The 24849-nt window shown below is 68.1% G+C and carries 23 protein-coding genes and 1 riboswitch; of the genes, 10 read left to right on the plus strand and 13 right to left on the minus strand.

What is annotated here, in order from left to right; all coding sequences use genetic code 11:
• Positions 1–9: 9 nt before the first annotated feature.
• A complete protein-coding gene (gene miaB, locus BLS50_RS11110) occupies positions 10–1383 on the minus strand; it encodes a tRNA (N6-isopentenyl adenosine(37)-C2)-methylthiotransferase MiaB (protein WP_074802217.1) in 1374 nt (457 codons plus the stop codon).
• Positions 1384–1595: 212 nt separating this feature from the next.
• A complete protein-coding gene (locus BLS50_RS11115) occupies positions 1596–2528 on the minus strand; it encodes a LysR family transcriptional regulator (protein WP_006477876.1) in 933 nt (310 codons plus the stop codon).
• A gap of 147 nt (positions 2529–2675) precedes the next feature.
• Between BLS50_RS11115 and BLS50_RS11120 the strand changes: the two genes are divergently transcribed.
• The 3 genes from BLS50_RS11120 to ribB all read left to right on the plus strand — a co-directional run bounded on the left by BLS50_RS11120 (position 2676) and on the right by ribB (position 5922).
• Positions 2676–3851, plus strand: coding sequence for an MFS transporter (locus BLS50_RS11120; protein WP_074802794.1), 1176 nt, complete (start codon positions 2676–2678; stop codon positions 3849–3851).
• A gap of 219 nt (positions 3852–4070) precedes the next feature.
• Positions 4071–4757: a helix-turn-helix domain-containing protein gene (locus tag BLS50_RS11125; protein ID WP_011546157.1), complete on the plus strand. Its 687-nt coding sequence runs from the start codon at positions 4071–4073 to the stop codon at positions 4755–4757.
• 187 nt (positions 4758–4944) lie between these two features.
• Positions 4945–5093, plus strand: a riboswitch (FMN riboswitch).
• Between the two features lie 118 nt (positions 5094–5211).
• Positions 5212–5922, plus strand: coding sequence for a 3,4-dihydroxy-2-butanone-4-phosphate synthase (gene ribB / locus BLS50_RS11130; RefSeq protein WP_050014629.1), 711 nt, complete (start codon positions 5212–5214; stop codon positions 5920–5922).
• 70 nt (positions 5923–5992) lie between these two features.
• Here ribB and BLS50_RS11135 read toward each other — a convergent pair whose 3' ends face one another.
• The 5 genes from BLS50_RS11135 to BLS50_RS11155 form a co-directional block, all read right to left on the minus strand.
• Positions 5993–6679, minus strand: a complete 687-nt coding sequence (locus BLS50_RS11135) for an HAD family hydrolase (RefSeq protein ID WP_074802218.1) — start codon at positions 6677–6679, stop codon at positions 5993–5995.
• A gap of 188 nt (positions 6680–6867) precedes the next feature.
• Positions 6868–7854: an inositol 2-dehydrogenase gene (gene iolG / locus BLS50_RS11140; RefSeq protein WP_074802219.1), complete on the minus strand. Its 987-nt coding sequence runs from the start codon at positions 7852–7854 to the stop codon at positions 6868–6870.
• A gap of 74 nt (positions 7855–7928) precedes the next feature.
• A complete protein-coding gene (locus tag BLS50_RS11145; protein ID WP_074802220.1) occupies positions 7929–8753 on the minus strand; it encodes a TIM barrel protein in 825 nt (274 codons plus the stop codon).
• A 40-nt stretch (positions 8754–8793) separates the two neighbouring features.
• Positions 8794–9795, minus strand: a complete 1002-nt coding sequence (locus tag BLS50_RS11150; protein ID WP_074802221.1) for a xylose isomerase — start codon at positions 9793–9795, stop codon at positions 8794–8796.
• Positions 9796–9938: 143 nt separating this feature from the next.
• Positions 9939–11003 carry a LacI family DNA-binding transcriptional regulator gene (locus BLS50_RS11155; protein ID WP_074802222.1) on the minus strand — a complete coding sequence of 355 codons (1065 nt, stop codon included), beginning with the start codon at positions 11001–11003 and terminating at the stop codon, positions 9939–9941.
• Between the two features lie 174 nt (positions 11004–11177).
• On the opposite strand from BLS50_RS11155, the gene BLS50_RS11160 reads away from it, so the two are divergent.
• Genes BLS50_RS11160 through BLS50_RS11170 form a run of 3 tightly spaced genes read left to right on the plus strand, consistent with a single transcriptional unit; the run spans position 11178 to position 13860 of the window.
• Complete coding sequence (locus BLS50_RS11160; RefSeq protein WP_074802223.1) at positions 11178–12260, plus strand: fatty acid desaturase family protein; 1083 nt, start codon at positions 11178–11180, stop codon at positions 12258–12260.
• Positions 12261–12296: 36 nt separating this feature from the next.
• Positions 12297–12605 carry a non-heme iron oxygenase ferredoxin subunit gene (locus BLS50_RS11165; RefSeq protein ID WP_074802224.1) on the plus strand — a complete coding sequence of 103 codons (309 nt, stop codon included), beginning with the start codon at positions 12297–12299 and terminating at the stop codon, positions 12603–12605.
• A 4-nt stretch (positions 12606–12609) separates the two neighbouring features.
• Positions 12610–13860: an NAD(P)/FAD-dependent oxidoreductase gene (locus tag BLS50_RS11170; RefSeq protein ID WP_074802225.1), complete on the plus strand. Its 1251-nt coding sequence runs from the start codon at positions 12610–12612 to the stop codon at positions 13858–13860.
• 60 nt (positions 13861–13920) lie between these two features.
• Here the strand turns inward: BLS50_RS11170 and BLS50_RS11175 are convergent, their stop codons facing one another.
• The 3 genes from BLS50_RS11175 to glpD all read right to left on the minus strand — a co-directional run bounded on the left by BLS50_RS11175 (position 13921) and on the right by glpD (position 17857).
• Entirely contained in the window at positions 13921–14637 is a 717-nt protein-coding gene (locus BLS50_RS11175) for an MIP/aquaporin family protein (RefSeq protein WP_074802226.1), read from the minus strand.
• 80 nt (positions 14638–14717) lie between these two features.
• Positions 14718–16220: a glycerol kinase GlpK gene (gene glpK / locus BLS50_RS11180; RefSeq protein WP_053523946.1), complete on the minus strand. Its 1503-nt coding sequence runs from the start codon at positions 16218–16220 to the stop codon at positions 14718–14720.
• 113 nt (positions 16221–16333) lie between these two features.
• Complete coding sequence (gene glpD, locus BLS50_RS11185; protein ID WP_074802227.1) at positions 16334–17857, minus strand: glycerol-3-phosphate dehydrogenase; 1524 nt, start codon at positions 17855–17857, stop codon at positions 16334–16336.
• A gap of 162 nt (positions 17858–18019) precedes the next feature.
• Between glpD and BLS50_RS11190 the strand changes: the two genes are divergently transcribed.
• Entirely contained in the window at positions 18020–18388 is a 369-nt protein-coding gene (locus BLS50_RS11190; protein WP_027807645.1) for a hypothetical protein, read from the plus strand.
• 95 nt (positions 18389–18483) lie between these two features.
• Here BLS50_RS11190 and BLS50_RS11195 read toward each other — a convergent pair whose 3' ends face one another.
• Together BLS50_RS11195 and BLS50_RS11200 are read right to left on the minus strand one after the other, a co-directional pair.
• Complete coding sequence (locus BLS50_RS11195; protein ID WP_006477892.1) at positions 18484–18681, minus strand: hypothetical protein; 198 nt, start codon at positions 18679–18681, stop codon at positions 18484–18486.
• A 301-nt stretch (positions 18682–18982) separates the two neighbouring features.
• Positions 18983–19762 (minus strand): DeoR/GlpR family DNA-binding transcription regulator, encoded by a 780-nt coding sequence (locus BLS50_RS11200; protein WP_006493999.1) that lies wholly within the window; start codon positions 19760–19762, stop codon positions 18983–18985.
• Positions 19763–19973: 211 nt separating this feature from the next.
• On the opposite strand from BLS50_RS11200, the gene BLS50_RS11205 reads away from it, so the two are divergent.
• From BLS50_RS11205 to BLS50_RS11215, 3 genes are all read left to right on the plus strand, one after another.
• Positions 19974–21614, plus strand: a complete 1641-nt coding sequence (locus tag BLS50_RS11205; protein WP_074802795.1) for a gamma-glutamyltransferase family protein — start codon at positions 19974–19976, stop codon at positions 21612–21614.
• A 327-nt stretch (positions 21615–21941) separates the two neighbouring features.
• Complete coding sequence (locus BLS50_RS11210) at positions 21942–22769, plus strand: ferritin-like domain-containing protein (RefSeq protein WP_011546143.1); 828 nt, start codon at positions 21942–21944, stop codon at positions 22767–22769.
• Between the two features lie 70 nt (positions 22770–22839).
• On the plus strand, positions 22840–23346 hold the full coding sequence (locus BLS50_RS11215) for a hypothetical protein (protein ID WP_053523945.1): 507 nt from the start codon (positions 22840–22842) through the stop codon (positions 23344–23346).
• Here BLS50_RS11215 and BLS50_RS11220 read toward each other — a convergent pair.
• The gene (locus BLS50_RS11220) at positions 23340–24791 is read right to left on the minus strand and encodes a DEAD/DEAH box helicase (protein WP_074802228.1); all 1452 of its coding nucleotides are present in this window, start codon (positions 24789–24791) and stop codon (positions 23340–23342) included. The two genes, BLS50_RS11215 and BLS50_RS11220, sit on opposite strands and share 7 nt — an antisense overlap.
• Between the last annotated feature and the right edge of the window lie 58 nt (positions 24792–24849).

The raw sequence follows: 24849 nt of genomic DNA on the forward strand, positions 1-24849 counted from the left end.
GTCAGTCGGTCAGTGGGTGGCCGTGCTCGCGTCGTCGCTGACGAGCACGAGCTCGCCGCGCAGCGAGTGCGGGTACGCATGGTTGATCTTCACGTCGATCATCTGGCCGATCAGGCGCGGGTGCGACGCGAGCGGCGCCGGGAAATTCACCACGCGGTTGTTCTCGGTGCGGCCCGCGAGCTCGTTCGGGTCCTTGCGCGACGGGCCCTCGACGAGGATCCGCTCGACCTTCCCGACCATCGACTGGCTGATGCGCGCGACGTTCTCCTCGATCGTCGCCTGCAGATGTTGCAGGCGTTTGAGCTTCACGTCGCGCGGCGTGTCGTCGGCGAGGTTCGCGGCCGGCGTGCCGGGGCGCGGGCTGTAGATGAACGAGAAGCTGGTGTCGTAGCCCATCTCGTGCACGAGCGCCATCATCTTGTCGAAATCGTCCTCGGTCTCGCCGGGGAAGCCGACGATCATGTCGGTCGACAGCGACAGGTCGGGGCGGATCGCGCGCAGCTTGCGGATCACCGACTTGTATTCGAGCACCGTGTAGCCGCGCTTCATCGCCATCAGGATGCGGTCGGAGCCGTGCTGGACCGGCAGGTGCAGGTGGCTCACGAGCTTCGGCACCTTCGCGTACATGTCGATCAGGCGCTGCGTGAATTCCTTCGGATGCGACGTCGTGTAGCGAATTCGCTCGATGCCGGGGATGTCGGCGACGTATTCGATCAGCGTCGCGAAATCGGCGATGTCGGTCGAACCGGCCGTCAGCGCGCCGCGATAGGCGTTCACGTTCTGGCCGAGCAGCGTGACTTCGCGCACGCCCTGGTCGGCGAGGCCGGCCACTTCGGTCAGCACGTCGTCGAGCGGGCGCGACACTTCATCGCCGCGCGTGTACGGCACCACGCAGTAGCTGCAGTACTTCGAGCAGCCTTCCATGATCGACACGAACGCGCTCGGCCCCTCGACGCGCGCGGGCGGCAGATGGTCGAACTTCTCGATTTCGGGGAACGTGATGTCGACCTGCGCGCGGCCGCTCGCGCGGCGCGCGTCGATCATCTGCGGCAGGCGGTGCAGCGTTTGCGGGCCGAACACGAGGTCGACGTACGGCGCGCGCGACACGATCGACGCACCTTCCTGGCTCGCGACGCAGCCGCCGACGCCGATCAGCAGGCCCGGCTTCGCTTCCTTCAGCTCGCGTACGCGGCCGAGATCGGAGAACACCTTCTCCTGCGCCTTCTCGCGCACCGAGCACGTGTTGAACAGGATGATGTCCGCGTCTTCCGGCGTGTCGGTCTTTTCGAGGCCTTCGGCCGCATTGAGCACGTCCACCATCTTGTCCGAGTCGTACTCGTTCATCTGGCAGCCGAAGGTCTTTACGTAAACTTTCTTGGTCATGGGGATTCGCCGTTCGCAGTGGTTGACCTGGGGGCGTCGTCAAGGGTGAATCGGGACGGCCGTGCGCGGCACGCGAATCGCGCGCATCGGGCAGGAAAGGCCGTCGGGAAAGCCTTCCATTATAGCTTTTCGTGCCACGACGGGCGGGCGGCCGGTTGCGGGCGCGCGACGCCGGCTCTAGGGTTCTGACCCTGATGGCGGCGAATCGGCGATCAGTGGCACGCGTTCAGCAGGTCGTCGAGCGCGGCTTCCTCGCGCGCGAAGCGTTCGGCGAGAAAGTCGAGCAGCACGCGCACGCGCGGCGCCATGTAGCGCTTGCTGTGATAGATCGCGTGCAGCGGCGCGTCCTGGTGCCGCCAGTCGGGCAGCAGCACGCGCAGCCGGCCCGCGCGGACGTCGTCGGCGATGTCCCACAGCGACTTCAGCGCGATGCCGTGGCCGCGCAGCGTCCATTCGCGCGTGAGGCCGCCGTCGTTGGTCTCGAACGCGGTCGATACCGGCACCGTGTGGATCTGCACTTCGTCGCCGCGGGTGAAATGCCAGGTGTTCATCGGGCCGGACGCGATCGTGATCACGTTGCATGGAAAGCGGGCCAGATCGTGCGGATCGGCCGGCAGGCCATGGCGTTCGACGAACGACGGCGCCGCGCACAGCACGCGCCGGTTGGTCGCGAGCCGGCGGGCGATCAGCGCGCCGTCGGGCGGCGCGGCGAAGCGGATCGCGAGGTCGATCTCGTCCTGCCACAGGTTCGACGACGAATCGGACGCCGTCAGTGAGAACGTGACGCCCGGATGCAGCGTCGTGAATTCGTGGAGCCAGTCGAGCAACTGGTGGCGGCCGAAATCGGACGTCGACGACAGCCGCACCTTGCCGCTCACGACGTTGCGGCCTTCCTGCAGCATCGCATCCGCGTCGTCGAGCGCCTGCAGCGCCTGGCGGCAGCAGTTCAGGTACAGCTTGCCTTCGTCGGTGAGCCGCAATTGCCGCGTCGAGCGCTCGAACAGCCGTGTCGCGATCTTCGCCTCGAGTTTTGCAAGCCGCGCGCTCGCGGCGGCCGGCGTGAGGTTCAGCTTGCGCCCGGCGGCGGACAGGCTGCCCAGCTCCGCCGCCTCGACGAACAGCCGGATATCGCCCAGTCGGTCCATGCGATTTTCCAGAAATTTTTGAAAATGGTTCAAATGCCACGCCAATTATCAAATATAGGCGTCTTCGGGACAATGCGCGCACATCCCGCTTTCTTGTGCGGTGCGGCACCGAACCGGCGCCGCGGCCGCCGCCTTCCGGAGAACGTCATGCCCATTCCGCTCCTGGCGCTCGCGATCAGCGCCTTCGCCATCGGCACCACCGAATTCATCATCATGGGCCTGCTGCCCGAAGTCGCGCACGACCTCGCCGTGTCGCTGCCGTCGGCCGGCCTGCTCGTCACCGGCTACGCGCTCGGCGTCGCGGTCGGCGCGCCGCTGCTCGCGGTGCTGACGAGCCGCATGCCGCGCAAGGCCGCGCTGCAGTTGCTGATGGCGATCTTCATCGTCGGCAACGTGCTGTGCGCGACCGCGTCCGGCTACGCGATGCTGATGGTCGCGCGCGTCGTCACGTCGTTCGCGCACGGCTCGTTCTTCGGCATCGGCGCGGTGGTCGCCGCGTCGCTCGTGCCGGCCGACAAGCGCGCGAGCGCGATCGCGCTGATGTTCACCGGGCTCACGCTGTCGAACGTGCTCGGCGTGCCGTTCGGCACGTTCGTCGGCCAGTTGCTCGGCTGGCGCGCGTCGTTCTGGATCGTCGCCGCGCTCGGCGTGCTGGCGCTCGGCGGCGTGGCCGCGCTGGTGCCGAACCGCCACGACAGCGGGCCGGTCGGCCTTGGCCACGAAGTGCGCGTGCTGAAGGAGCCGCAGGTGTGGCTCGCGCTGCTGATGACGGTGCTCGGCTTCGGCGGCGTGTTCGTCGTGTTCACCTACATCGCGCCGATCCTCGAGACCGTGTCGGGCTACTCGCCGCGCGCGGTCGCGCTGATCCTCGTGTTGTTCGGCGCGGGGCTGACGATCGGCAACACGATCGGCGGCAAGCTCGCCGACCGCGCGCTGATGCCGTCGCTGATCGCGATCCTCGTCGCGCTGATGGCCGTGATGGCCGTGTTCGCGAAGACGAGCCACCTGCCGGTCGCGGCCGCCGTGACCGTATTCGTCTGGGGGATCGCCGCGTTCGCGACGGTGCCGCCGCTGCAGGCGCGCGTGGTCGAGAAGGCCGCGAGCGCGCCGCATCTGGCGTCGACGCTGAACATCGGCGCGTTCAACGTCGGCAATGCGGGCGGCGCGTGGCTTGGCGGCCTCGCGCTGGAACACGGCTTCGCGCTCGATGCGCTGCCGTGGGTCGCGGTCGCGGTGACGTTCGCGGCGCTGATCGTCACGTGGCTCGCGATGCGGCTCGACACGCGCGGCCCGGCGCGCGGGGCCGCGCCGGCGGCGCAGTAAGCGGTCGCCACGGCGCCTTGCGCGGCGACGCCATAGCGGCAGGAAAAGGTTCGCGAGAAACGTATTCCTCCGCGATGCTGATAACGGTGTGAAGATAACTTCGTTTGCCCGTGCCAGGCCGGGTGATAGCGTCTCGATACGCGCCAATGACCGGCGCAACCCGATTCCGGTTCCGGCTTACCCCTACGCAGGGCCGCGCAGCGGCCCGGAGGCAATGCTATGTCTTCATCCCTGGCGCTCGTGCGCGACGTGTCTTCCTTCGAGTCCGGCAATGCCGCCGACGGGCGCGGCTCCGCGTCGCTCGACGTCCTCGAGCAGGTCGTCGGCGTGAACCTCGCGCGCTTGCGTGCCGAGCGGCAACTGTCGCTCGATGCGCTCGCGCGGCTGTCCGGCGTGTCGCGCGCGATGCTCGCGCAGATCGAATCGGCGCGCAGCGTGCCGTCGATCAAGGTGCTCTGCAAGATCGCGGCGGCACTGAAGGTGTCGGTCGCCGCGTTCCTGCGGCGCCATGCGGTGAACGGCTTCGAGCATCTGGCGGCCGAGCGCGCGTCGCGCGTGGTCAGCTCGAACGGCCGTTTCTCGGCACGTGCGCTGTACCCGGAAGGCGAGCCGGCCGCGGCCGAATTCCACGAGCTGCGGATCGCACCGCTGCATACGGAGCCCGGCGCGCGCCGTGCGCCCGGCACGACGGTCAATCTCGTCGTCAGCGAAGGCACGCTCGAAGTCAGCGTGCACGACCGCCGCCAGTTGCTCGCGACCGGCGACGCGATCGTGTTCGACGCCGACCAGCCGTACAGCCTGCGCAACCCGGGCGACAGCGAAGCGCGCGCGTTCCGCGTGACGGTGAGCCCCGAGGTGCCGCCGCGCTGGCTCGTGCCCGACGCGGCGCACGCGGCCGTCAACTGATCGCGCGGGCCGCGCGGCGCGACTGCGTTCCCGGATGGTCGCGGGATCGCGGGATCGCCCGCCGGCCGTTCGGGCGATCCGGTTAGACGGGGTCGTCAGTAAGGTTTTACCGGTAGTTGGCTGCGCGTCGTGCGCGGCTGTTGTATGCTTGGCCCGCCGGTGACGGGGCGTTCCCGTCCGGCAATCAGTGCGTCTTCAGGGCGGGGCGAAATTCCCCACCGGCGGTAGGCTGGCGTAAGCCGGCGAGCCCGCGAGCGCCCGCGCATTCGCGCGGGGTCAGCAGATCTGGTCGAATGCCAGAGCCGACGGTCACAGTCCGGATGAGAGAAGATGTGCAGATAGTCATGTCCGTCAGGGCCGCTTCGCGCTGCATGCGAAGCGGGTTGTCGTTCTGTCTGTTTGCAATGCCCTGAAACGTTTTTCGCCCTAATCGTATTTGCGAGGAGCGTTTCACATGTCCTTGATGTCCGTTTCGTCGGCGCCTGCCGACGCCTTTGCCGATCTCCCCCTGCTGGATGCCGAACCGGTGCCGCCGCGCATCGCCGCCGCGCTCGACGCGATGCGCGCCGGCCGCGCGGTCGTGCTGCAGGATGACCACGACCGCGAGAACGAAGCCGACCTGATCGTCGCCGCCGAGCGCATCACGCCCGAGACGATGGCGCTGCTGATCCGCGAGTGCAGCGGCATCGTCTGCCTGTGCCTGACCGACGACACGGTGCGCGCGCTCGAACTGCCGCCGATGGTGCAGACCAACGAAAGCCGCAACGGCACCGCGTTCACCGTCTCGATCGAGGCGCGCGAAGGCGTGCATACCGGTGTGTCGGCCGCCGATCGCGTGACGACGATCCGCGCGGCGATCGCCGACGGCGCGAAGCCGCACGACATCGTGCGCCCCGGCCACGTGTTTCCGTTGCGTGCGCAACCGGGCGGCGTGCTGGCGCGCCGCGGTCATACCGAAGGCACGGTCGACCTGTCGATCCTCGCGGGCCTGAAGCCGGCCGGCGTGCTGTGCGAGCTGATGAATCCGGACGGCACGATGACGCGCGGCGACGATGTCGAGCGCTTCGCGCAACGGCACGGGCTGCCGATGCTGACGATCGCGGAACTCGTCGCGTTCCGCGAGGCGCTGGCGGCCGCGCGCGAACGCTGCTGCGAGCCGGCCTGAGCGAAGGAAAGGCGGGCGCGTTCGCGCGCCCGTGGCGCGGCCGGATCGACCGATCCGGCCCGAATGACGATCAGGACTGCGCGTCGCCGAATTCGCCGCGCATGCCGGCTTCGACGAGCGCCGGCAGTTCATCCATCTTGCGCATGATCCGCGTGATGCCCATCGCGCGCAGCGCGTCCGCGTAGTTGTCGGGGATGTGGCTCGCGCCGACGAACGCGATCGTCTTCATCCCGGCCGCCCGCGCGGCATTCAGCCCCGAAATGCTGTCCTCGACGACGACGCAGCGCGCCGGCTCGACGCCGAGCGTGTGCGCCGCGTGAAGGTAGACGTCGGGGTAGGGCTTCGGCCGCGCGACCTGTTCGGAACTGAACACCCGCTCGCCGAAGATTTCGGTGAGCGACGCGCGCTTCAGCGAATTGCGCACGCGCACGAGCCGGCTGTTCGACACGACGGCGGCCGGCAGCGTGACCTTCAGCAGCGCGTCGCGCACGCCGCTGATCGGCGTGAGCGATTGCGCGAGCGCGATCTCGATGTTGTGCTCGATGGTCTCGATGAAGTTGGCGGGCATTTCGATGCCGAAGCGGGATTCGATGCCGGTGAGGAAGCGCGACGTCTGCTGGCCGAATGCCGACTTCGCGGCGGCTTCGAAATCGAGGTTCGGGAACGTGGCGGACAGCGTGTCGAGCAGCACGCGGTCGGCGATGACTTCGCTGTCGACGAGCACGCCGTCGCAGTCGCAGATGAGGTGATCGAGCATGGTGATGAAAACGCGGGATATCGGCGACGCCGATCGATTCGTCATCATACGTGCTTTCACGCGCATGCCGCGTGACGTGGCGGCAAATTTGCCCGATGCCGCCGTGGGGTTGCGGCAGGTCGTGCCGGGGCGCCGCCGCTCGCGCAGCGGCGGCTCGCTTGCCCGGATCGCGGCCGCCGTTTGCTGCGTTACAGTTCGATCACGCGCCCCGTTTTCCACGACGTCATCGCGGCTTCGGCCAGTTCGAGCGCGGCGAGCCCGTCGTCGATCGTCGTCCTGACCGGCGTGCCGTCGCGCAGCGCGTCGACGAAGTGCGCGATCTCGGCCGCATACGCATGCCGGTAGCGTTCGAGGAAGAACGGCTCCGGCACGTCGCTCGCGATGCCGCCTGCGAGCCAGGCACTCACCTCGGTCGGCCGCACGTTGCCGGCCTGCAGCATCCCTTGGCTGCCGAGCAGTTCGAAGCGCTGGTCGTAGCCGTAGGCCGCGCGCCGCGACGTGTTGATCTGGCACAGCAATCCGCGCCGCGTGCGGATCGTCACGGCGGTCGAATCGATGTCGCCCGCGTCGCGCACGGCCGGATCGGTCAGGCAACTGCCCGTCGCGTGCAGCGTCTGCGCTTCGTCGCCGAGGATCCAGCGGAACACGTCGAAGTCGTGGATCAGCATGTCCTTGAAAATGCCGCCCGAGCTGCGGATGTAATCGGCCGGCGGCGCGCCCGGATCGCGGCTCGTGACGATCAGCATTTCCGGCGCGCCGATCTCGCCGTGCTCCACGCGTGCCTTCAGCGCCGCGAAGGTCGGGTCGAAGCGGCGCTGGAAGCCGATCATGCAGGTCACGCCGGTGCGCCGCACGACGTCCGCGCACGCACGCGAGCGCTCGACGGTGAGGTCGACCGGCTTCTCGCAGAACACGGCCTTGCCCGCGTTCGCGGCCGCGATGATGAGGTCCGCATGCGTGTCGGTGCTCGATGCGATCACGGCGGCCCGCACCGACGCATCGCCGAGCGCGCGCTCGACGTCGGCGACCTGCGCGTTGTGCGTGCGGGCGAGCGCTTCCGCCGACGGCGCATGCCGGTCGATCACGTACTTCAGTTTTGCGCCCGGATGGCGCGCGAGATTCGCCGCGTGGATCTTGCCGATCCTGCCCGCGCCGAACAAAGCGAATTCGATCATTCCGTTCTCCTGTGGATTTTCTCGTCTTGCCGGTGCGCGACCGGCGTGGGTCGCGCACCGTCACGGTGGCCCGCTCAGCGATCGGCCAGTTCGCCGCGCACGTAGTCGATACTCGCCCGCAGCCGGTCTTCGATGTCGTCCGCTTCGGCGATTTCGCTCGCGAACGGCTCGAACGACAACGCGCCGCGGTAGCCGCGCGCGAGCAGCTCGCGTAGTTGCCGGACGTTGCCGAGCCGGTCCGCGCCGCCGACCAGCACGCGATGGCCGTCGCGCATCCGGTCGACCGGCAGGTCGGCGTCCTCGACGCCCGAGATGTGCACGAGGCCCGTCAGGTTCGGGAAGAAGATGTCCTCGCCGGCGAGGTGATGATGGAACGTGTCGTGCACGAGCCGGAATACCGGCTCGCCCGCCGCCGCGTAGATGCCCTTCACCGCGTCCGACTTGCGGCGCAGCGCGCATTCCTCGAAGCCGAGCGGTTCGATGAAGCCGAGCAGGCCGCGGGCTTCGAGGATCGGTTTCAGCGCCTTCAGCGCCGTGACGAGATCCGCATGGCGGGCGTCTGCGCTGCGCGTGTCGCCGTGGTTGTTAGTCGGACACAGCACCAGCGCACGCGCGCCGCATTGCGCCGCGTAGTCGGCCAGCACGGTCGCCTCGTCCGCGCGCTCGGCGTTCCATTGCTCGAAGCGCTGCAGCGCGTTGATCGTCAGGATCGTCACGCCGCCGGCTTCGGCCGTCGCGCGGACGGCAGCCGCCGGCGTGCCGTCGGCGAGCTCGACGCCGTCGAGATCGTTGCGGATTTCGATCGTGTCGACGCCAAGGCGCCGGCACAGCGCGACGTAGCGGTCGAGCGGCAAGCGCGGCGCGCTCATCCGGTTCAGCGAAAAGTGGAAGGTTTGCATCGTCGTTCTGTCCTTGAGGCTGGAGTGGGGCGGGTCCGAATCAGGTGCCGGTGCGCGCGGCAAGTGCCTGCCACGTGTCGCGCAGCCAGTGCGCGCACGCGACGTTGTTGTCGAAGATCGAATAGCGCGCGCCGCCGCCGTAGTCGGGAAACGGGATGAACTCGCAGCTGATCTGCGCGAGCAGCGATGGCCGCGCGTGAGCCTGCGTTCGCAGCAACTGGCGCAGCGCGGCTTTCCACGTGTCCAGCGCATCCGCGCGCCATTCGCCGTGATACGCGCCCGGCGCGGGCGCGACGAACGGGTACTGGATGCCGCGGCCGGGGCTGCCGTCCGCACGGCGCATCCAGCGGTTCTCGGGGTTGTTCGGCGTCACGCTGCGCGCATGCGCATGTCGGACCCAGCCGCGCGCGATCCAGTCGGCGTAGATCGCGGCGGGGGACGCCGGGTCGAGCAGCGCGTGGCCACCGTCGGCCGATTCACGCAGGCCCGATGCGTCGAGCTCGGCGCGGTTGCCGATCTTGAACAGCAGGTGCGAATGATCGAGCGTGATACGGAACGGCGCGCCGGCCTGCTCGACATGCCGCGCGACGCGCGCCACGCGCATGAAGTCCTCGCTCCACATGTCGACGTGCACTTCGAGGCTCGGCAGGCAGCCGACCGGCTCGCCCAATGCGTAGGCGCGCAGGTAGAAATCGGCGACTTCGCGGTCCGACAGCAGGTGGCCGTCCGCGTGACGCGCATGTAGCTGGCAGTTGAGCACCGTGCTGCCGAACTGCGCACCCGCCGCGACGATCTCGGCGACGTGCGCTTCGTCGCGGCCCGCGCACCAGATGCCGCCGATCACGCGGATCGGCAGCGCGTGGCGATCGACCAGCGCGAAATACGGCGACAGGTTTTCGCCGCGCACCGGGTTCTTTTCGATGTAGTCGAACACGCCGGCAGCGGCGACCCTCCGGAAGCGTTCGGCGGGCGTGGGCGGCGGCAGCCCGTCGTGTTCGAGCACGCCGTCGAGGTTCACGCCGATGAGGATCGGTTCAGCCATCGTCTCCTGTCCGTCGTTGTCCGTGGATGGCTGATCAATGTACGGATGCGCGGCGCGGGCTGCATGACGAACGTTGACGAAAAATCGCCCATGCCGCGGTCGATTTTTTCATCGTGCGCATGCGGTGCGCCGCACGGCGGGATTCACGCCTGCAGGTACGCGCTCGTCCTCACGTTCGCCGGACAGAACACGCGGAATTCGACCGGATCGTCCGGCGGCGGCTGTTCGACGATGCCGCACGCATGCAGCACGTGCTGCAGCGCGGAAATCGCTTGTCCGTCCGGGTCCTGGTCGATCGCGAGATCCATCGCGCCGGCTTCGATGAAGGTACGGTGCAGGTCGATCATCTCGTGGCCGATCCACACCACGCGACCGATCGCGCCGGCCTTGCGCAGCGCCGCTTCGATGCCGGCCGAACCGGCGCCGCTGTTGTAGATCGCGACCACGTCGTCGTGCGCTTGCAGCGCCTTCGACACCGCGCGGTAGCAGCGGTCGTCCTGGTCGAGCGTCTCGATCGGTTCATCGTCGCAGCGCACGGCGGCGAACGCATCGGCGAGCTGGTCGCGGCAGCCGGCCATCCGGTCGGCGTGCGCGCGGTAGCCCATCCGGCCGCCGAGCAGCAGCACGCGGCCGGGGCGCGCGGCGAGGCGGCCGATGTAGTAGCCGGCCGTGCGCCCGGCGCGATAGTTGTCGATGCCGGCGAAGTGCGCGCGGTCGATGCCGCCGATGTCGGTGACCATCGTGACGATGGTCTCGCCCCGCGCGATCGCGGCAGCCAGTGCGTCACGCACGCGGGCCGTGTCGTGCGCGGTGACGATCAGCGTCGCGCGCCGGTACGCGGGCCGTTCGATCAGTGCGGCGGCGCGCGCGTCGTCCGCGGCGGGCAGGATCGTCCGGTGCACGACCACGCGCCGGTCGAGCATTTGCAGCGAGCGCTGCAGCGCCTGCTGCAATCGTCGGAAGAACGGTGCGTCGGTGTCCGGCAGCAGCACGTCGACGTGGATCAGCCCGTGCCGCGTGTCGGGCAACTGCCGCGGCACGCCGAGTTGCCGCGCGGCCGCCACCACGCGTTCGCGCGCCTGCGCGGAGACGCTGCCGCGCTCGTTCAGCACGCGGTCGACGGTCGTCGTGCTGACGCCGGCGAGCGCCGCGATCTCGTCGAAGCGCGCGGTGCGCTTGCGCCAGCGCGGCCCGGATTCACCTGCCATGGTCGTCTCCATCGTGAGGGTCGCCATCGATCGCGTGGCGTTGTCGGGAACGCTAAAGCGGTGGCGAAATTTCGTCAACGTTTCGATTGAGGCGGGGCGGCCGGTCGCCTAATTTCGTTCCTGTGGCGAAGCGCTTGCCGTGCTTGCCGCGCACAAGAACCCCAGGAGACAGAAGTGGCCCAACCCGACGACCCGGCACGCGAACCCACGGCGGCGCGCCGTCAGGCATACCGAATGATCGGCGGCGCCGGCGAGCGCGCGCACGCGGCCGGGCTCGTCAACGCCGCGTGGTACCGGTGCGCGGTGCCGCGGCCGCTGATGAAGCAGCTGATGCAGCGCGGCGATGCGCGGGCGATTCGCGACACGCTGATCTGGTACGCGGCGATCGCGATCAGCGGCGAGCTCGCGTGGCTGGCTTGGCGCGCGCATTCGGCGTGGGCGATTCCCGCGTTCTTCGTGTACGGCACGCTGTACTGCAGCCCGGCCGATTCGCGCTGGCACGAATGCGGGCACGGCACCGCGTTCCGCACGCGCTGGATGAACGACGTGCTGTACCAGATCGCGTCGTTCCAGGTGTTCCGCCGCGCGACCGCCTGGCGCTGGAGCCATGCGCGCCATCACACCGATACGCTGGTCGTCGGGCGCGATCCGGAAATCGCCGCGCCGAAGCCGACCGACTGGCTCGCGCTCGCGCTGAACGTCGTCGCGCTGAAGCACGTGGCCGGTGAGCTGCGCAAGATGATCGCGGTGTCGTTCACCGGCCGGCTCGACGACGAGGAGCGTACCTACGTGCCCGAATCGGAATGGCCGAAGGTCGTGCGCGAGTCGCGCATCCATCTCGCGATCTACGCGCTCGTGACGGGCGCGGCGGTGTACTGGCACACGCTCCTGCCGCTGCTCTACATCGGGCTGCCGAGCCTCTACGGCGCGTGGCTGTACCTGTACTTCGGCCTCACGCAGCACGCGGGCATGCCGGAGAACGTGCTCGATCACCGGCGCAACTGCCGGACCGTGATGATGAATCCGGTGTTCCGCTTCCTGTACTGGAACATGAACTACCACGTCGAGCACCACATGTTCCCGATGGTGCCGTTCCATGCGCTGCCGAAGCTGCACGACGCCGTGAAGGCCGACATGCCGCCGCCGTACCGCAGCACGCTGGCGGCCTATGCGGAGATCGTGCCGGCGCTGGTCCGGCAGACGCGCGACCCGTCCGATTACGTCGTGCGGCCGGTGCCGGATGCCGCGCGTGCCTGACCGCTATCGAACCTCACAACGAAGGAGACACGCACCATGACGCAATGGATCGACACCGGCGCGCTCGACGACATCGACGACGAAGACGTCGCGCGCTTCGATCACGCCGGCTGCACGTATGCGATCTACCGGATCGACGGCGAGGTCTACGCGAGCGACGGCCTGTGCACGCACGAGCAGGTGCATCTCGCGGACGGGCTCGTGATGGATCACGTGATCGAGTGCCCGAAGCACAACGGCCGCTTCGACGTGCGCGACGGCCGGCCGCTGTCGGCGCCCGCGTGCGAGAAGCTGCGCACGTACCGCGCGAAGATCGAGGACGGCCGCATCCTGATCGAGGTATGACGCGATGACCAGCGACCGGGTGATGGCGATCGTCGGCGCGGGCCATGCCGGCGGCCGCGCGGCGCAGGTGCTGCGCGCGTCCGGCTGGCGCGGGCGCATCGTGCTGATCGGCGCGGAGCCGCATCCGCCGTACGAGCGGCCGCCGTTGTCCAAGGGCGTGCTGACGGGCGAGCGCAGCGCGGTGCAATGCCGGTTGCGCGACGCCGACGCATGGACGGTCGACCGCATCGAGCGGATCGTCGCGACCGTCGAGCGTATCGATCCGCACGCACGCGAAGTGTGCATGTCCGGCGGACACGTGTTCGGCTACGACGCGCTGCTGCTGGCCACCGGCGGCCGTGCGCGCCGTCTGGCCATTCCGGGCGCGGCGCTCGACGGCGTAGTCGCGTTGCGCACGCTCGACGATGCGGCGGTACTCGGCGCGCGGCTCGTGCCCGACGCGCGGATCGTGCTGATCGGCGGCGGTTTCATCGGTCTCGAAGTCGCGGCGTCGGCGCGTCGGCGCGGCTGCCGCGTGACCGTGCTCGACGCGGCGCCGCGACTGCTCGGCCGCGCTGTGCCGGAAGCCATCGCGACGCGCGTGCATGCGCTGCACGATGCGCAGGGCGTGGCGATTCGCCTGAACCGAAAGCCGATGGCGATCGAGCGGACCTCGGGCGGTGCGCTGGCCGTCGTGCTCGACGACGGCGACACGCTGCTCGCCGACACGGTCGTGGTCGGCATCGGCATCGAACCGGCCGATGAACTGGCGCGCGATGCGGGCCTCGCGGTCGAGCGCGGCATCGTCGTGAATGCGCAGCTCGAGACGTCGGCGCGAGGCATCTACGCGGCCGGCGACGTCGCGGTGTTTCCGAGCGCGTTATCGGGCCAGCTGGTTCGACAGGAGACCTGGCATGGCGCCGAGACGCAAGCGTACGTCGCCGCCCGTAACATGCTCGGTGCGGGCGAAGCGTATCGCGACACGCCGTGGTTCTGGTCCGATCAATACGATGCGCAGTTGCAGGTGGCCGGGGAGCCGGCGCTCGGTACGCAGTCGGTCGCACGCAGCCTTGGCGACGATGCGGAAATCCATTTCCATTTCGATGCGCTCGCGCGGCTCGTCGCGGCGAGCGGCTTCGGGCGGGCGGCGGGATTCGTGAAGGAAATGCGCGTATCGAGGATGCTGGTCGAACACGGGATCGACGTGACGCCCGCGGCGGTCGCGGACGTCGACGTGAAGCTGAAGTCGCTGGTGACGGCCGTGAATGACCGGTAGCGGAAAAGAGGGAAATGAAGCGCGCGGCAGCGAACGCCGCGCGCTTCGTTCAAACCGCGATCAGGCCATCGCGTGCAGGCGCAGATACAGGCCGGCTGCCGCCGCGCCGCCGAGCAGCGGGCCGACGACGGGCACCCACGCATAGCGCCAGTCGCTGTCGCGCTTGCCGGGAATCGGCAGCAGCGCATGCATGATGCGCGGCGACAGGTCGCGCGCGGGGCTCATCGCGTAGCCGGTCGGGCCGCCGAGCGAGATGCCGATGCCGAGCACCAGCAGGCCGACGGGCAGCGCGTCGAGTGCGCCGAGGCCGACCTGCGGCGACGCGAGATACAGCACGCCGAGGATCAGCACGAACGTGCAGATCGCTTCGGTCAGCACGTTGTGCGTGGTGCTGCGGATCGCCGGCGCCGTGCAGAACACCGCGAGCTTCACGTCGGCATCGGCTTCCTTCGCGAAGTGCTGGCGATACGCGAGCCACACGAGCAGCGCGCCCGCCATCCCGCCGAGCATCTGCGCGAGCACGTAGCCGCCGACTTTCGACCACGCGAACTTGCCCGCGAGCGCGAGGCTGATCGTGACGATCGGGTTCAGGTGCGCGCCGCTGAACGACGCGGTCACGTAGACCGCGACGAATACCGCCATCGCCCAGCCCATCACGATCACGATCAGATCCGCGCCTTTGCCCTTGGTCTTTGCAAGCAGCACGTTTGCGACCGCGCCGTTGCCGAGCAGCACGAGGATCGCCGTGCCGATGAATTCTGCAATATAAGGTGACATGATTGTCTCTCGAAGTCACGGCGGACTCGCGCATCGCGCGGTCCGCCGGTGTTGTTGTATTTCGTTTGGTTTTATTCGGATTACTGGGTGTCGTCGGCCCACGCCTTCGCGGCGCGCACCGCACGCTGCCAGCCGGCCATGCGCTGCTCGACCTGCTCCTTCGGCATCGACGGTGCGAAGCGGCGATCGAGCTGCCACTGGTCGCGCACTTCGTCGAGGTTCTTCCAGTAGCCGATCGCGAGACCCGCGAGGTAGGCCGCGCCGAGCGCGGTCGTCTCGGTGATCTGCGGACGCACCGCGTCGACGCCGAGCAGGTCGGCCTGGAACTGCATCAGCAGGTCGTTCGCGCTGGCGCCGCCGTCGACGCGCAACTCGCCGATGCTGATACCCGAATCGGCTTCCATCGCGGCCAGCACGTCGAGCGACTGATACGCGATCGCATCGAGCGCCGCGCGGGCGAGATGCGCAGCGCTCGTGCCGCGCGTGACGCCGAACACCGAGCCGCGCGCCCGTGCGTTCCAGTGCGGTGCGCCGAGGCCGGCGAACGCGGGCACGAGATACACGCCGTCGGTGTGCGGCACGGTCGCGGCGAGCGCCTCGATTTCCGCGGCCGTCTTGATGAGGCCGACGCCGTCGCGCAGCCACTGCACGACCGCGCCCGCGATGAAGATGCTGCCTTCGAGCGCGTACTGCACGTCGTCGCCGATCTGCCAGGCGATCGTCGTGACGAGGTTGTTCTTCGATTCGATCGGCTTGTCGCCGGTGTTCATCATCAGGAAGCAGCCGGTGCCGTAGGTGTTCTTCACCATGCCCGACGTCGTGCACATCTGGCCGAACAGCGCCGCGTGCTGGTCGCCGGCGATGCCCGCGAGCGGGATCTTCGACGCGAACACGGTGGTCTTGGTGTGGCCGTAGATCTCCGACGATGCCTTCACTTCCGGCAGCATGCTGCGCGGGATGTCGAGCAGTTCGAGCAGCTCGCTGTCCCATTCGCGCGTATGGATGTTGAACAGCATCGTGCGCGACGCGTTCGTCACGTCGGTCACGTGCAGTTCGTGCTTCGTGAAGTTCCACACGAGCCAGCTGTCGACGGTGCCGAACGCGAGCTTGCCCTGGCGCGCCTTGTCGCGCGCGCCCGGCACGTTGTCCAGAATCCAGCGGATCTTCGTCGCGGAGAAGTACGAGTCGATCGGCAGGCCGGTCTTCGCGCGCACCTTCGCTTCGAGGCCCTGCTTCTTCAGCGAGTCGCAGAAGTCGGCCGTGCGGCGATCCTGCCAGACGATCGCGTTGTAGACGGGCTGGCCCGTCTCGCGATCCCAGACGATCGTGGTTTCACGCTGGTTCGTGATGCCGATCGCGGCGATCGACGTGCCGTTCAGGCCCGTGCGCGTGACGGCTTCCGCGGCGACGCCGGCTTGCGTCGACCAGATTTCCTGCGGGTCGTGCTCGACCCAGCCGGGTTGCGGGTAGATCTGTTCGAATTCCTTCTGGGCGATCGATACGATGTTGCCCTGGCGATCGAACAGCATCGCGCGAGAACTCGTGGTGCCCTGGTCAAGCGCGAGGATGTACTGGTCCTGCATGTCTCTCATCTCCATCCGTGGATTGGCTTAGTTGTGATGCGCGCCGCATGTGGGGCGGCGCGTCGGTGAATCAACGTCGGTCAGGCAAAACTACCATTGCAACTGCATTCGGATCACGCATGCGGCGCATGCGCGGCGGCGAACCACGCATCGACCGCGGCGGTCACCGCATCGAGCGTGCCGGGCGCGACGTGCAGGCCGAGCTTCGAGCGGCGCCACAGTACGTCCTGCGCGCAGGTCGCCCATTCGGCATCGCGCAGGTAGCGCAGTTCGGCGTCGTGGATGCCCGGCGCGATTTCGGCGCCGAGATCGGCGAGCGACTTCGCGCCGTCGACCACGCGCTCCGCACGCGTGCCGTACGCACGTGCATAGCGGCGCGCGAGCGCGGCGGGCAGCCACGGATGGCGTTTCGCGAACGCGCTGGCGAACCCGTCGAACTTCGCGTCCGCGATGTCGCCGCCCGGCAGCGCGACGCCGGCCGTCCAGGTCTTCGCATCGCGGCCGAGCGCGCGGCACAGCATGTCGCCGGCTTCTTCCGCGAGCTTGCGGAACGTCGTGATCTTGCCGCCGAACACCGACAGCAGCGGGGCGCCCGCGCCATCGTCGAGTTCGAGGCGATAGTCGCGCGTGACGGCCGATGCGTTCGCCGCGTTCTCGTCTTCCAGCAGCGGGCGCACGCCCGAATAGGTCCAGTGCACGTCGGCCGGCGAGATCTTGCGCTTGAAGTAGCGGTTGATCGAATCGCACAGGTACTGCGTCTCGTCTCGATCGATCGCGACCTTCGCGGGATCGTTCGTGTATTCGACGTCGGTCGTGCCGATCAGCGTGAAGTCGTGCTCGTACGGAATCGCGAAGATGATCCGCTTGTCCGGATTCTGGAAGATGTACGCGTGATCGTGATCGAACAGGCGGCGCGTGATGATGTGGCTGCCCTTCACGAGCCGCACGCTGTGATGCGCGTCGCGGCCGAGCGCGCCGTGCAGCACCTCGCCGACCCACGGGCCGGCCGCGTTCGCGATCGCGCGCGCATGCACGACGCGGATCGAACCGTCGGCGTGCTGCAGCCGCGCTTCCCATTCGTCGCCGCGGCGTTCGGCGGAAACGAGCTTCGTGCGCGTCAGGATCTGGGCGCCGCGCTCCTTCGCATCCATCGCGTTCAGCACGACGAGGCGGGCGTCGTCGACCCAGCCGTCGGAATACACGAAGCCGCGCTTGATCGAGTCGATCAGCGGCGCGCCGGCCGCATGGCGGCGCATGTCGATGCCGCGCGAGCCGGGCAGCAGCTCGCGTTTCGCGAGGTGATCGTAGAGGAACAGGCCGATGCGGATCAGCCAGGCCGGGCGCAGGTTCGGCATGTGCGGCATCACGAAGCGCAGCGGCCACATGATGTGCGGCGCCGCGCGCAGCAGCGTTTCGCGTTCCTGCAGCGCCTTGCGCACCAGCCCGAACTCGTTGTACTCGAGGTAACGCAGGCCGCCGTGAATCAGCTTCGTGCTGGACGACGACGTGTGCGACGCGAGGTCGTCCTGCTCGCAGAGCATGACCGACAGGCCGCGGCCGGCCGCATCGCGCGCGATCCCCGCGCCGTTGATGCCGCCGCCGACGACGAGCAGATCGTAGCGATTCGGTTGGGTCACCTGCTGTCCTTATCGTCTGTTGAAATAGGGCGAACATGAAATGTTCGAATTCGAAATTTAACGAACGAAATCGAAAAAGTAAAGTTCGAAAAAGCGGGGCCAGTAGCGCGTGACACGATCCCGGACGATACTGGCGGAATCGACCGTTTCGCGAGGTGAATCATGCGTATTGGGATGTGGGCCGGCGCGTGCGCCGTCCTTCTGGCGGGGTGCAGCGCGGGGATGCCGCCGCTCGCCGGCAACTGGCGGGCGCCGTCGTTCGTCGACCTGCAGACGTCGTGCGGCGGCGCGGCGCGCGACTGGGGCGCGGACGCGCAGCCGGTTTACTCGACGCTGTACGACGCCTATGTGGCGAAACGGTATCGCGGGCTGACCGAAGCGAACTATTGTGCGTTCGTAAACGAACTTTCGACCCACTATGTGGCGCCTGACGCGGCGGCACGCGCCGGCTGGATCGCCTATTTCAACGGTGCGCGCGCGCAGGCCATCAGTTGGCGGGCGGCGGTCGACCCGACGCTGCGCGGCGGTTGAAGCTGACGGCGCCGAACGGGCAGAGGGAAGGCAGGAACGACCGCGCGGCCGGATGTCGGCCGCGCAATCAGGTTCAGGTCAGGGAACAGCGGGGTTTACGAATAGCGGTACTTGATGGATCGCAGCGCGGCGTCGCCGGTCTCGGTCACGCAGTATTTGCGCCCCGAGCCGAGCCCTTCCAGGCGGACGAGCTGCTGTTCGAGCAGGATGTCCAGTTCATCCCTATCCATGTCGCGCTGATCAGGCGCGTCCTTCACAAGCAAGAGCGTGGCGAATTCATGCGGACTCAGCATCGTTCTCTCCGTGGCAATCAGACTGCCCGCGCGGCCGGCGCATACGCCGCCGCGCGATACCCCGCGAGGGTATGGCTTGGGGGGAAAAGCTGCATTCGCCGGCCTGCGATTCGCACCGCCCTGGCACAGGCGGATCGGCGAACGGGCCGGGGAACTGGAGTCTAGTCGAGTGCGCGGGCAACGACAAATCGTGCCCCGTTAATTTTCCGTTTGACAGAAACGCACGCCACGAGCGGTCCGCGCGCGGCGCCAACTTCTTGATTTCACTTGAAGTTTCAGGTGCGGTGCAGCATCGCAACCGTCATTCCGCGACGTACACCTGCGTGCCGGCGGCGGCCACCGTGTCGGCCATTTCGGGCGGCAACGGCTTGTCGGTGAAGAGCGCGTGCACCTGGCTCAGATGGCCCTGGCGCACCAGCGCCGGGCGGCCGACCTTCGAATGGTCGGTCACGAGGTAGACCGTGCGCGCATGCTGCATGATCGCCTCGGCGACGCGTACCTCGCGCGTGTCGAAATCGCGCAGCGTGCCGTCGGCCTCGATCGCCGATGTGCCGATGATCGCGTAGTCGACCTTGAACTGGCGGATGAAGTCGATCGCGAGTTCGCCGACGATGCCCTTGTCCCACGGCCGCACGATGCCGCCGGTGATCAGCACCTCGCAGTCGGGGTAGCCGCTCATCATCGACGCGACGTTCAGGTTGTTGGTGATCACGTGTAGCCCGTGATGCCGGTTCAGCGCGCGCGCGACTTCCTCGGTCGTCGTGCCGAGGTTGATGAACAGCGACGCCTGGTCGGGGATGTGCGACGCCGCGAGCGCCGCGATGCGCCGCTTCTCGTCGTGGAACATCCGCTGGCGCGCCGTGTACGACACGTTCTCCGAGCTGGTTGGCAGGCTCGCGCCGCCGTGATAGCGGCGCAGCAGGTTCAGGTCGGCGAGCCAGTTCACGTCGCGGCGGATCGTCTGCGGGGTCACCGCGAAGTGCGCGGCGAGATCGTCGACGGTCACGAAGCCGTCGCGCTGCACCCATTCGAGCAATTCCTGCTGGCGCGCGTTGAGGGTGAGGCGGGGATCTCGGGTCATGGCTCGATGGTCGTGTCGTGAGACGGAGCGGGTATTGTAAGGGCGGTAACGGCGTTCGGCCGGCCTGCCAGCCGTCGGCGCACGCAATTCATGCGTGAATTGCATGGATTCATGTGACAAATGAATTTGCGCGATGGCGCTGATCGCGCTGCAATGGCGGATTGCCCGCTCGCGCGGGCACGTTCATTCAGCTTTCGACGAGGTGGTATCAATGAGTGGCTTCAACTGGCACAACCCGTATCCGACGACCCGCATTCCGGTGTTCGCGCGCAACGTCGTGTCGACGTCGCACCCGCTGGCCGCGCAGGCCGGGCTGCGGATGCTGTGGAAGGGCGGCAACGCGGTGGACGCGGCGCTGGCCGCCGCCGCCGCGATCACGGTCGTCGAGCCCGTGTCGTGCGGGCTCGGCGGCGATGCATTCGCGCTCGTGTGGGACGGCGAGCGGCTGTCCGGGCTGAACGCATCGGGCGTCGCGCCGGCCGCCTGGAACGTCGACTACTTCCGCAAGCGCCACGGCGAGGATGCGCGCGGCATCGCGAACAAGCCGACGCGTGGCTGGGACACCGTCACCGTGCCGGGCGTGATCGCGGGCTGGGAAGCGCTGCACGCGAAGTTCGGTTCGCTGCCGTTCGCGGATCTGCTCGAGCCGGCGATCGAGATCGCGGAGCGCGGCTATTCGGTGCCGCCGATCGTCGCGCACAAGTGGGCGGCGGCCGTTCCCGAACTGCAGGGCCTGCCGGGCTTCGCGGACACCTTCATGCCGCGCGGCCGCGCGCCGCTCGTCGGCGAACGCGTGTGCCTGCCCGGTCATGCACAGACGCTGCGCACGCTCGCGAAGGACGGCGCCCGTGCGTTCTACGAAGGGGCGCTCGCCGAGCGGATCGCCGCCTTCGCGCGCGAGGGCGGCGGCGCGCTGACCGAAGCCGACCTGCGCGCGTACCGGCCGGAATGGGTCGAGCCGATCGGCAAGCGCTTCGGTCGCCACACGATTCACGAGATCCCGCCGAACGGGCAGGGCATTGCCGCGCTCATCGCGCTCGGCATCGCCGAGCATGCGGGCGTGACCGAATGGCCGGTCGACTCGGTCGACTCGCAGCATCTGCAGATCGAGGCGATGAAGCTCGCGTTCGCGGACGTCTATCGCTACGTCGCCGATCCGCGCGCGATGGAGCTCACGCCCGAACAGATGCTCGACGATGCGTATCTCGCCGAACGCGCGAAGCTGATCGATCGCGCACGGGCGACGCACTTCGCCGCCGGCCGTCCGCATTCCGGCGGCACGATCTACCTGTCGGCGGCCGACGAGCGCGGGATGATGGTGAGCTTCATCCAGTCGAACTACATGGGCTTCGGCTCGGGCCTCGTCGTCCCCGGCACGGGCATTGCGCTGCAGAATCGCGGGCACGGCTTCTCGATGGACCCGGCTTCGCCGAACGTCGTCGCGGGCGGCAAGCGGCCGTTCCACACGATCATTCCGGCGTTCGTCACCGAGGAAGTCGACGGCCGCACCGAGGCCGTGATGAGCTTCGGCGTGATGGGCGGCGACATGCAGCCGCAGGGTCACCTGCAGACCATCGTCCGGATGCTCGGCTATGGTCAGCAGCCGCAGGCCGCGTGTTGCGCGCCGCGCTGGAAGGTCAACCGCGACTTCACGCTCGACGTCGAGGCGACGATGAACCGCGCGACCGTCGATGGGCTGGCCGCCCGCGGCCATACGATCAAGTCGATCGACGATCCTTACATGGATTTCGGTTCGGGGCAGTTCGTCTGGCGCCTCGATCCCGACGATCCTGAGCGCGGCTACGTGGCCGCGAGCGACAGCCGGCGCGACGGGCTGGCGGCCGGTTTCTGACGGATCGCTTCCAGCTTCCTTGGCAGTTTCCCGGTATCACGGGCGGCCCGACGGCCGCCCGTTTTCATTTGGCGCGGCGCCTGCCATCGAACGCGCGCAAGCGGTTTGAAGGACTCATCTAACGAACGGCAATAGACGCCGTGGAACTGCGCCCGTCGGGTATGGTCAGTGCTCTGGAGCACGAACATCAAAGTCCGGCTAAGATGCCAAGATGGTTCGGCCGGACCGATTCACTATAAACGCAAGTAAAACGCCGCCTGCGGATCGGCTGGCGCCTGTGCCCCAGGCATGGGCCGGCCTCCGCGCGACGACTGGGAGCGCACTACCATGGACACCAAAACGACGCATGTGATGCCGTGGCGTATCGAGGACATCGACCTGAACCGGATCGATCGTCAGCGTGCGGCCGCGAACGAGGATCTGCTGCTGCTGCTGTGCGCGTCGTCGTTCATCGAGAGCGGCTCGGATCTCTATACGAGCAATCTGAGCGAATTCTTCAATGACGATCCGGAAGTCTCCGCATGGCTCAACAATGCATGGGAGCCCGAAGAATTGCAGCACGGCCGCGCGCTGAAGGCGTACATCGCGCACGTGTGGCCCGAGTTCGACTGGGATACCGCCTTCGCGAATTTCTTTGCCGAGTATTCGAAGACCTGCTCGGTCGAGGCGTTCGAAAAGACCCGCGCGCTCGAAATGGTCGCACGCTGCGTCGTCGAGACGGGCACGGCCACGCTCTATCGCGCGATCAACGAATGCTCGGACGAGCCGGTGCTGAAGGAAATCACCGACAACATCCGCACCGACGAAGTGCGTCACTACAAGCACTTCTTCAAGTTCTTCAAGAAGTACAACCAGGTCGAAGGCAACGGCCGGCTCGCGGTGCTCGGGGCCCTCGCGCGCCGCGTGATGGAAATCAAGAACGAGGATTCCGAGATCGCGCTGCGCCACGTGTTCGCGATCCGCTATCCGGACCGCGTCGGCGACAGCCAGTACAACCGCGAGCGCGCCGCGCGCATCAACTCGCTGGTGCGGCGCAACCTGTCGGCCGACATGTGCGTGAAGATGCTGCTCAAGCCGCTCGACCTGCCCGCGAAGATCCAGCCGGGCGTCCACTATCCGCTCACGAAGATCACGCGGCACGTTTTCCTGCGCTGATCGCCGCGGCACGGCCCGGCGCGCGTATGCTGACGCATCCTCATCCGATCCGCGCCCGGGCCACGCCATCATGACCGATACCCATCGCCACGCGCTCGAACAATGGACGTTCGACGCGTGGCCGTCCGCCGTCGTGTCGCTGTTCGACGGCACCGCACTCGAGCGTCATGCCGACCTCGCCGCGTCGTTGATCGTCGCGACCGACGACGGCCAGTTGCGCACGACGCTGCTCGGCGTCGGCGAGATCTATGCACACGATGCGCGCACGCTGCTGATCGCGCTCTGGCCGCAGTCGCGGGCGGCGCGCGCGATCGAGCAACGGCGCACGGCCGCGTTGACGCTCGTCGCGGACGGGGCGTTCTTTCAGGCGCAACTGGAGATGGTGCCGCTCGAAGGGGACTTCGGCGGCCTGGCCGGATTCGCTGCGACGATCGCGCACGGCGATGCGCAGCGGGTCGGCTATGCGCGTCTCGCGACCGGCGTCACGTTCACGCTGGAAGGGGAGCGCGCCGCGGTGCTCGCACGCTGGCAACGCCAGATCGAGCACCTGCGGCGCGCGGCCGCGCGGCTTCAGTGACCGCGCTGGCCGCTGCGCGACGAACGGTTGCGGTTCGGATGCGCGGCGTTGCCGCTTGCCGGGCGGGCGCCGTTGCCGCCGCCTGCCGGACGTCCGCCGCTATTGCCACCCGCGCCGGCGCCGCCTTGCGTGCGCGGCTTCGCGGCCTTCTGCTGTGCGGCCTTCGGTTGCGCGTGGCCGTCGCGTTTCGCGGCCGGCTGGCCTGAGCCGCCGGCACGCGGCTGGCGATTGCCGCCGCCACCGCCACCGCCGCGCGGTTGCTGCTGCCCGCGGCGTTGCTGGATCGGCTCCGGCTTCGCGTTCGGATCGGGTTCGAAGCCCGCGATCACTTCCTGCGGGATCTCGCGCTTGATCAGCCGCTCGATGTCGCGCAGCAACTGCTTCTCGTCGACGCACACGAGCGACACGGCTTCGCCGGTCGCGCCCGCGCGGCCGGTGCGGCCGATGCGGTGCACGTAATCCTCGGGCACGTTCGGCAGGTCGAAGTTGACGACGTGCGGCAACTGGTCGATGTCGATCCCGCGCGCGGCGATGTCGGTCGCGACGAGCACCTGCAGCGTGCTGTTCTTGAATTCGGCCAGCGCGCGCGTGCGGGCCGACTGGCTCTTGTTGCCGTGGATCGCCATCGCGCTGATGCCGTCCTTCGTCAACTGCTCGGCGAGCCGGTTCGCGCCGTGCTTGGTGCGCGTGAACACGAGCACCTGGAACCAGTTGTGTTCGCGGATCAGGTGCGTGAGCAGCTCGCGCTTGCGGTCGCGGTCGACCGGGTGGATCTTCTGCGCGACGCTCTCGGCGGTCGTGTTGCGGCGGGCGACCTCGATCAGCGCGGGCGAGTCGAGCAGGCTGTCGGCGAGCGCCTTGATTTCATCCGAGAAGGTCGCCGAGAACAGCAGGTTCTGACGCTGCGGCGGCAGCTTCGCGAGCACGCGCTTGATGTCGTGGATGAAGCCCATGTCGAGCATCCGGTCGGCTTCGTCGAGCACGAGGATGTCGAGATCCGACAGGTCGATGGTCTTCTGCTGCATGTGGTCGAGCAGGCGGCCCGGCGTCGCGACGACGATGTCGACGCCGCGCTTGAGCGCATCGATCTGCGGATTGATGCTGACGCCGCCGAACATCACGGTCGAGCGCAGCTTCAGGTACTTGCTGTACGCACGCACGCTTTCCTCGACCTGGGCGGCGAGTTCGCGCGTCGGCGTGAGGATCAGCGCGCGCACCGCGCGTTTCGCGCCACGGTGCTCGGCGTAGAACGTGTGCAGGCGTTGCAGGATCGGCAGCGTGAAGCCGGCGGTCTTGCCGGTGCCGGTTTGTGCGCCGGCGAGCAGGTCGCCGCCGCCGAGGACGGCCGGGATCGCCTGCTGCTGGATCGGAGTCGGCGACGTGTAGCCGAGCTCGTTGACCGCCTTGACCAACGGTTCGGCCAGGCCGAGAGATTCGAAAGACATAGATACCACTCTTGAGTTTTATGATCGGCGATGCAGCGCGCGGCCCGCGCGGCAAACC

It is taken from the genome of Burkholderia orbicola (genome assembly GCF_900100915.1).
Taxonomy (GTDB): Bacteria; Pseudomonadota; Gammaproteobacteria; order Burkholderiales; family Burkholderiaceae; genus Burkholderia; species Burkholderia orbicola.

What these genes read in the sequence shown, in the direction of transcription:
- BLS50_RS11145 (WP_074802220.1), bottom strand. Translation starts at nt 8,753, where the DNA reads ATGCAAACCTTCCACTTTTCGCTGAACCGGATGAGCGCGCCGCGCTTG.
- BLS50_RS11150 (WP_074802221.1), bottom strand. Translation starts at nt 9,795, where the DNA reads ATGGCTGAACCGATCCTCATCGGCGTGAACCTCGACGGCGTGCTCGAA.
- BLS50_RS11220 (WP_074802228.1), bottom strand. Translation starts at nt 24,791, where the DNA reads ATGTCTTTCGAATCTCTCGGCCTGGCCGAACCGTTGGTCAAGGCGGTC.
- BLS50_RS11210 (WP_011546143.1), top strand. Translation starts at nt 21,942, where the DNA reads ATGGACACCAAAACGACGCATGTGATGCCGTGGCGTATCGAGGACATC.
- BLS50_RS11115 (WP_006477876.1), bottom strand. Translation starts at nt 2,528, where the DNA reads ATGGACCGACTGGGCGATATCCGGCTGTTCGTCGAGGCGGCGGAGCTG.
- miaB (WP_074802217.1), bottom strand. Translation starts at nt 1,383, where the DNA reads ATGACCAAGAAAGTTTACGTAAAGACCTTCGGCTGCCAGATGAACGAG.
- BLS50_RS11170 (WP_074802225.1), top strand. Translation starts at nt 12,610, where the DNA reads ATGACCAGCGACCGGGTGATGGCGATCGTCGGCGCGGGCCATGCCGGC.
- BLS50_RS11200 (WP_006493999.1), bottom strand. Translation starts at nt 19,762, where the DNA reads ATGACCCGAGATCCCCGCCTCACCCTCAACGCGCGCCAGCAGGAATTG.
- BLS50_RS11190 (WP_027807645.1), top strand. Translation starts at nt 18,020, where the DNA reads ATGCGTATTGGGATGTGGGCCGGCGCGTGCGCCGTCCTTCTGGCGGGG.
- BLS50_RS11120 (WP_074802794.1), top strand. Translation starts at nt 2,676, where the DNA reads ATGCCCATTCCGCTCCTGGCGCTCGCGATCAGCGCCTTCGCCATCGGC.
- BLS50_RS11165 (WP_074802224.1), top strand. Translation starts at nt 12,297, where the DNA reads ATGACGCAATGGATCGACACCGGCGCGCTCGACGACATCGACGACGAA.
- BLS50_RS11215 (WP_053523945.1), top strand. Translation starts at nt 22,840, where the DNA reads ATGACCGATACCCATCGCCACGCGCTCGAACAATGGACGTTCGACGCG.
- BLS50_RS11125 (WP_011546157.1), top strand. Translation starts at nt 4,071, where the DNA reads ATGTCTTCATCCCTGGCGCTCGTGCGCGACGTGTCTTCCTTCGAGTCC.
- BLS50_RS11155 (WP_074802222.1), bottom strand. Translation starts at nt 11,003, where the DNA reads ATGGCAGGTGAATCCGGGCCGCGCTGGCGCAAGCGCACCGCGCGCTTC.
- BLS50_RS11195 (WP_006477892.1), bottom strand. Translation starts at nt 18,681, where the DNA reads ATGCTGAGTCCGCATGAATTCGCCACGCTCTTGCTTGTGAAGGACGCG.
- ribB (WP_050014629.1), top strand. Translation starts at nt 5,212, where the DNA reads ATGTCCTTGATGTCCGTTTCGTCGGCGCCTGCCGACGCCTTTGCCGAT.
- glpK (WP_053523946.1), bottom strand. Translation starts at nt 16,220, where the DNA reads ATGCAGGACCAGTACATCCTCGCGCTTGACCAGGGCACCACGAGTTCT.
- iolG (WP_074802219.1), bottom strand. Translation starts at nt 7,854, where the DNA reads ATGATCGAATTCGCTTTGTTCGGCGCGGGCAGGATCGGCAAGATCCAC.
- BLS50_RS11135 (WP_074802218.1), bottom strand. Translation starts at nt 6,679, where the DNA reads ATGCTCGATCACCTCATCTGCGACTGCGACGGCGTGCTCGTCGACAGC.
- BLS50_RS11205 (WP_074802795.1), top strand. Translation starts at nt 19,974, where the DNA reads ATGAGTGGCTTCAACTGGCACAACCCGTATCCGACGACCCGCATTCCG.
- BLS50_RS11175 (WP_074802226.1), bottom strand. Translation starts at nt 14,637, where the DNA reads ATGTCACCTTATATTGCAGAATTCATCGGCACGGCGATCCTCGTGCTG.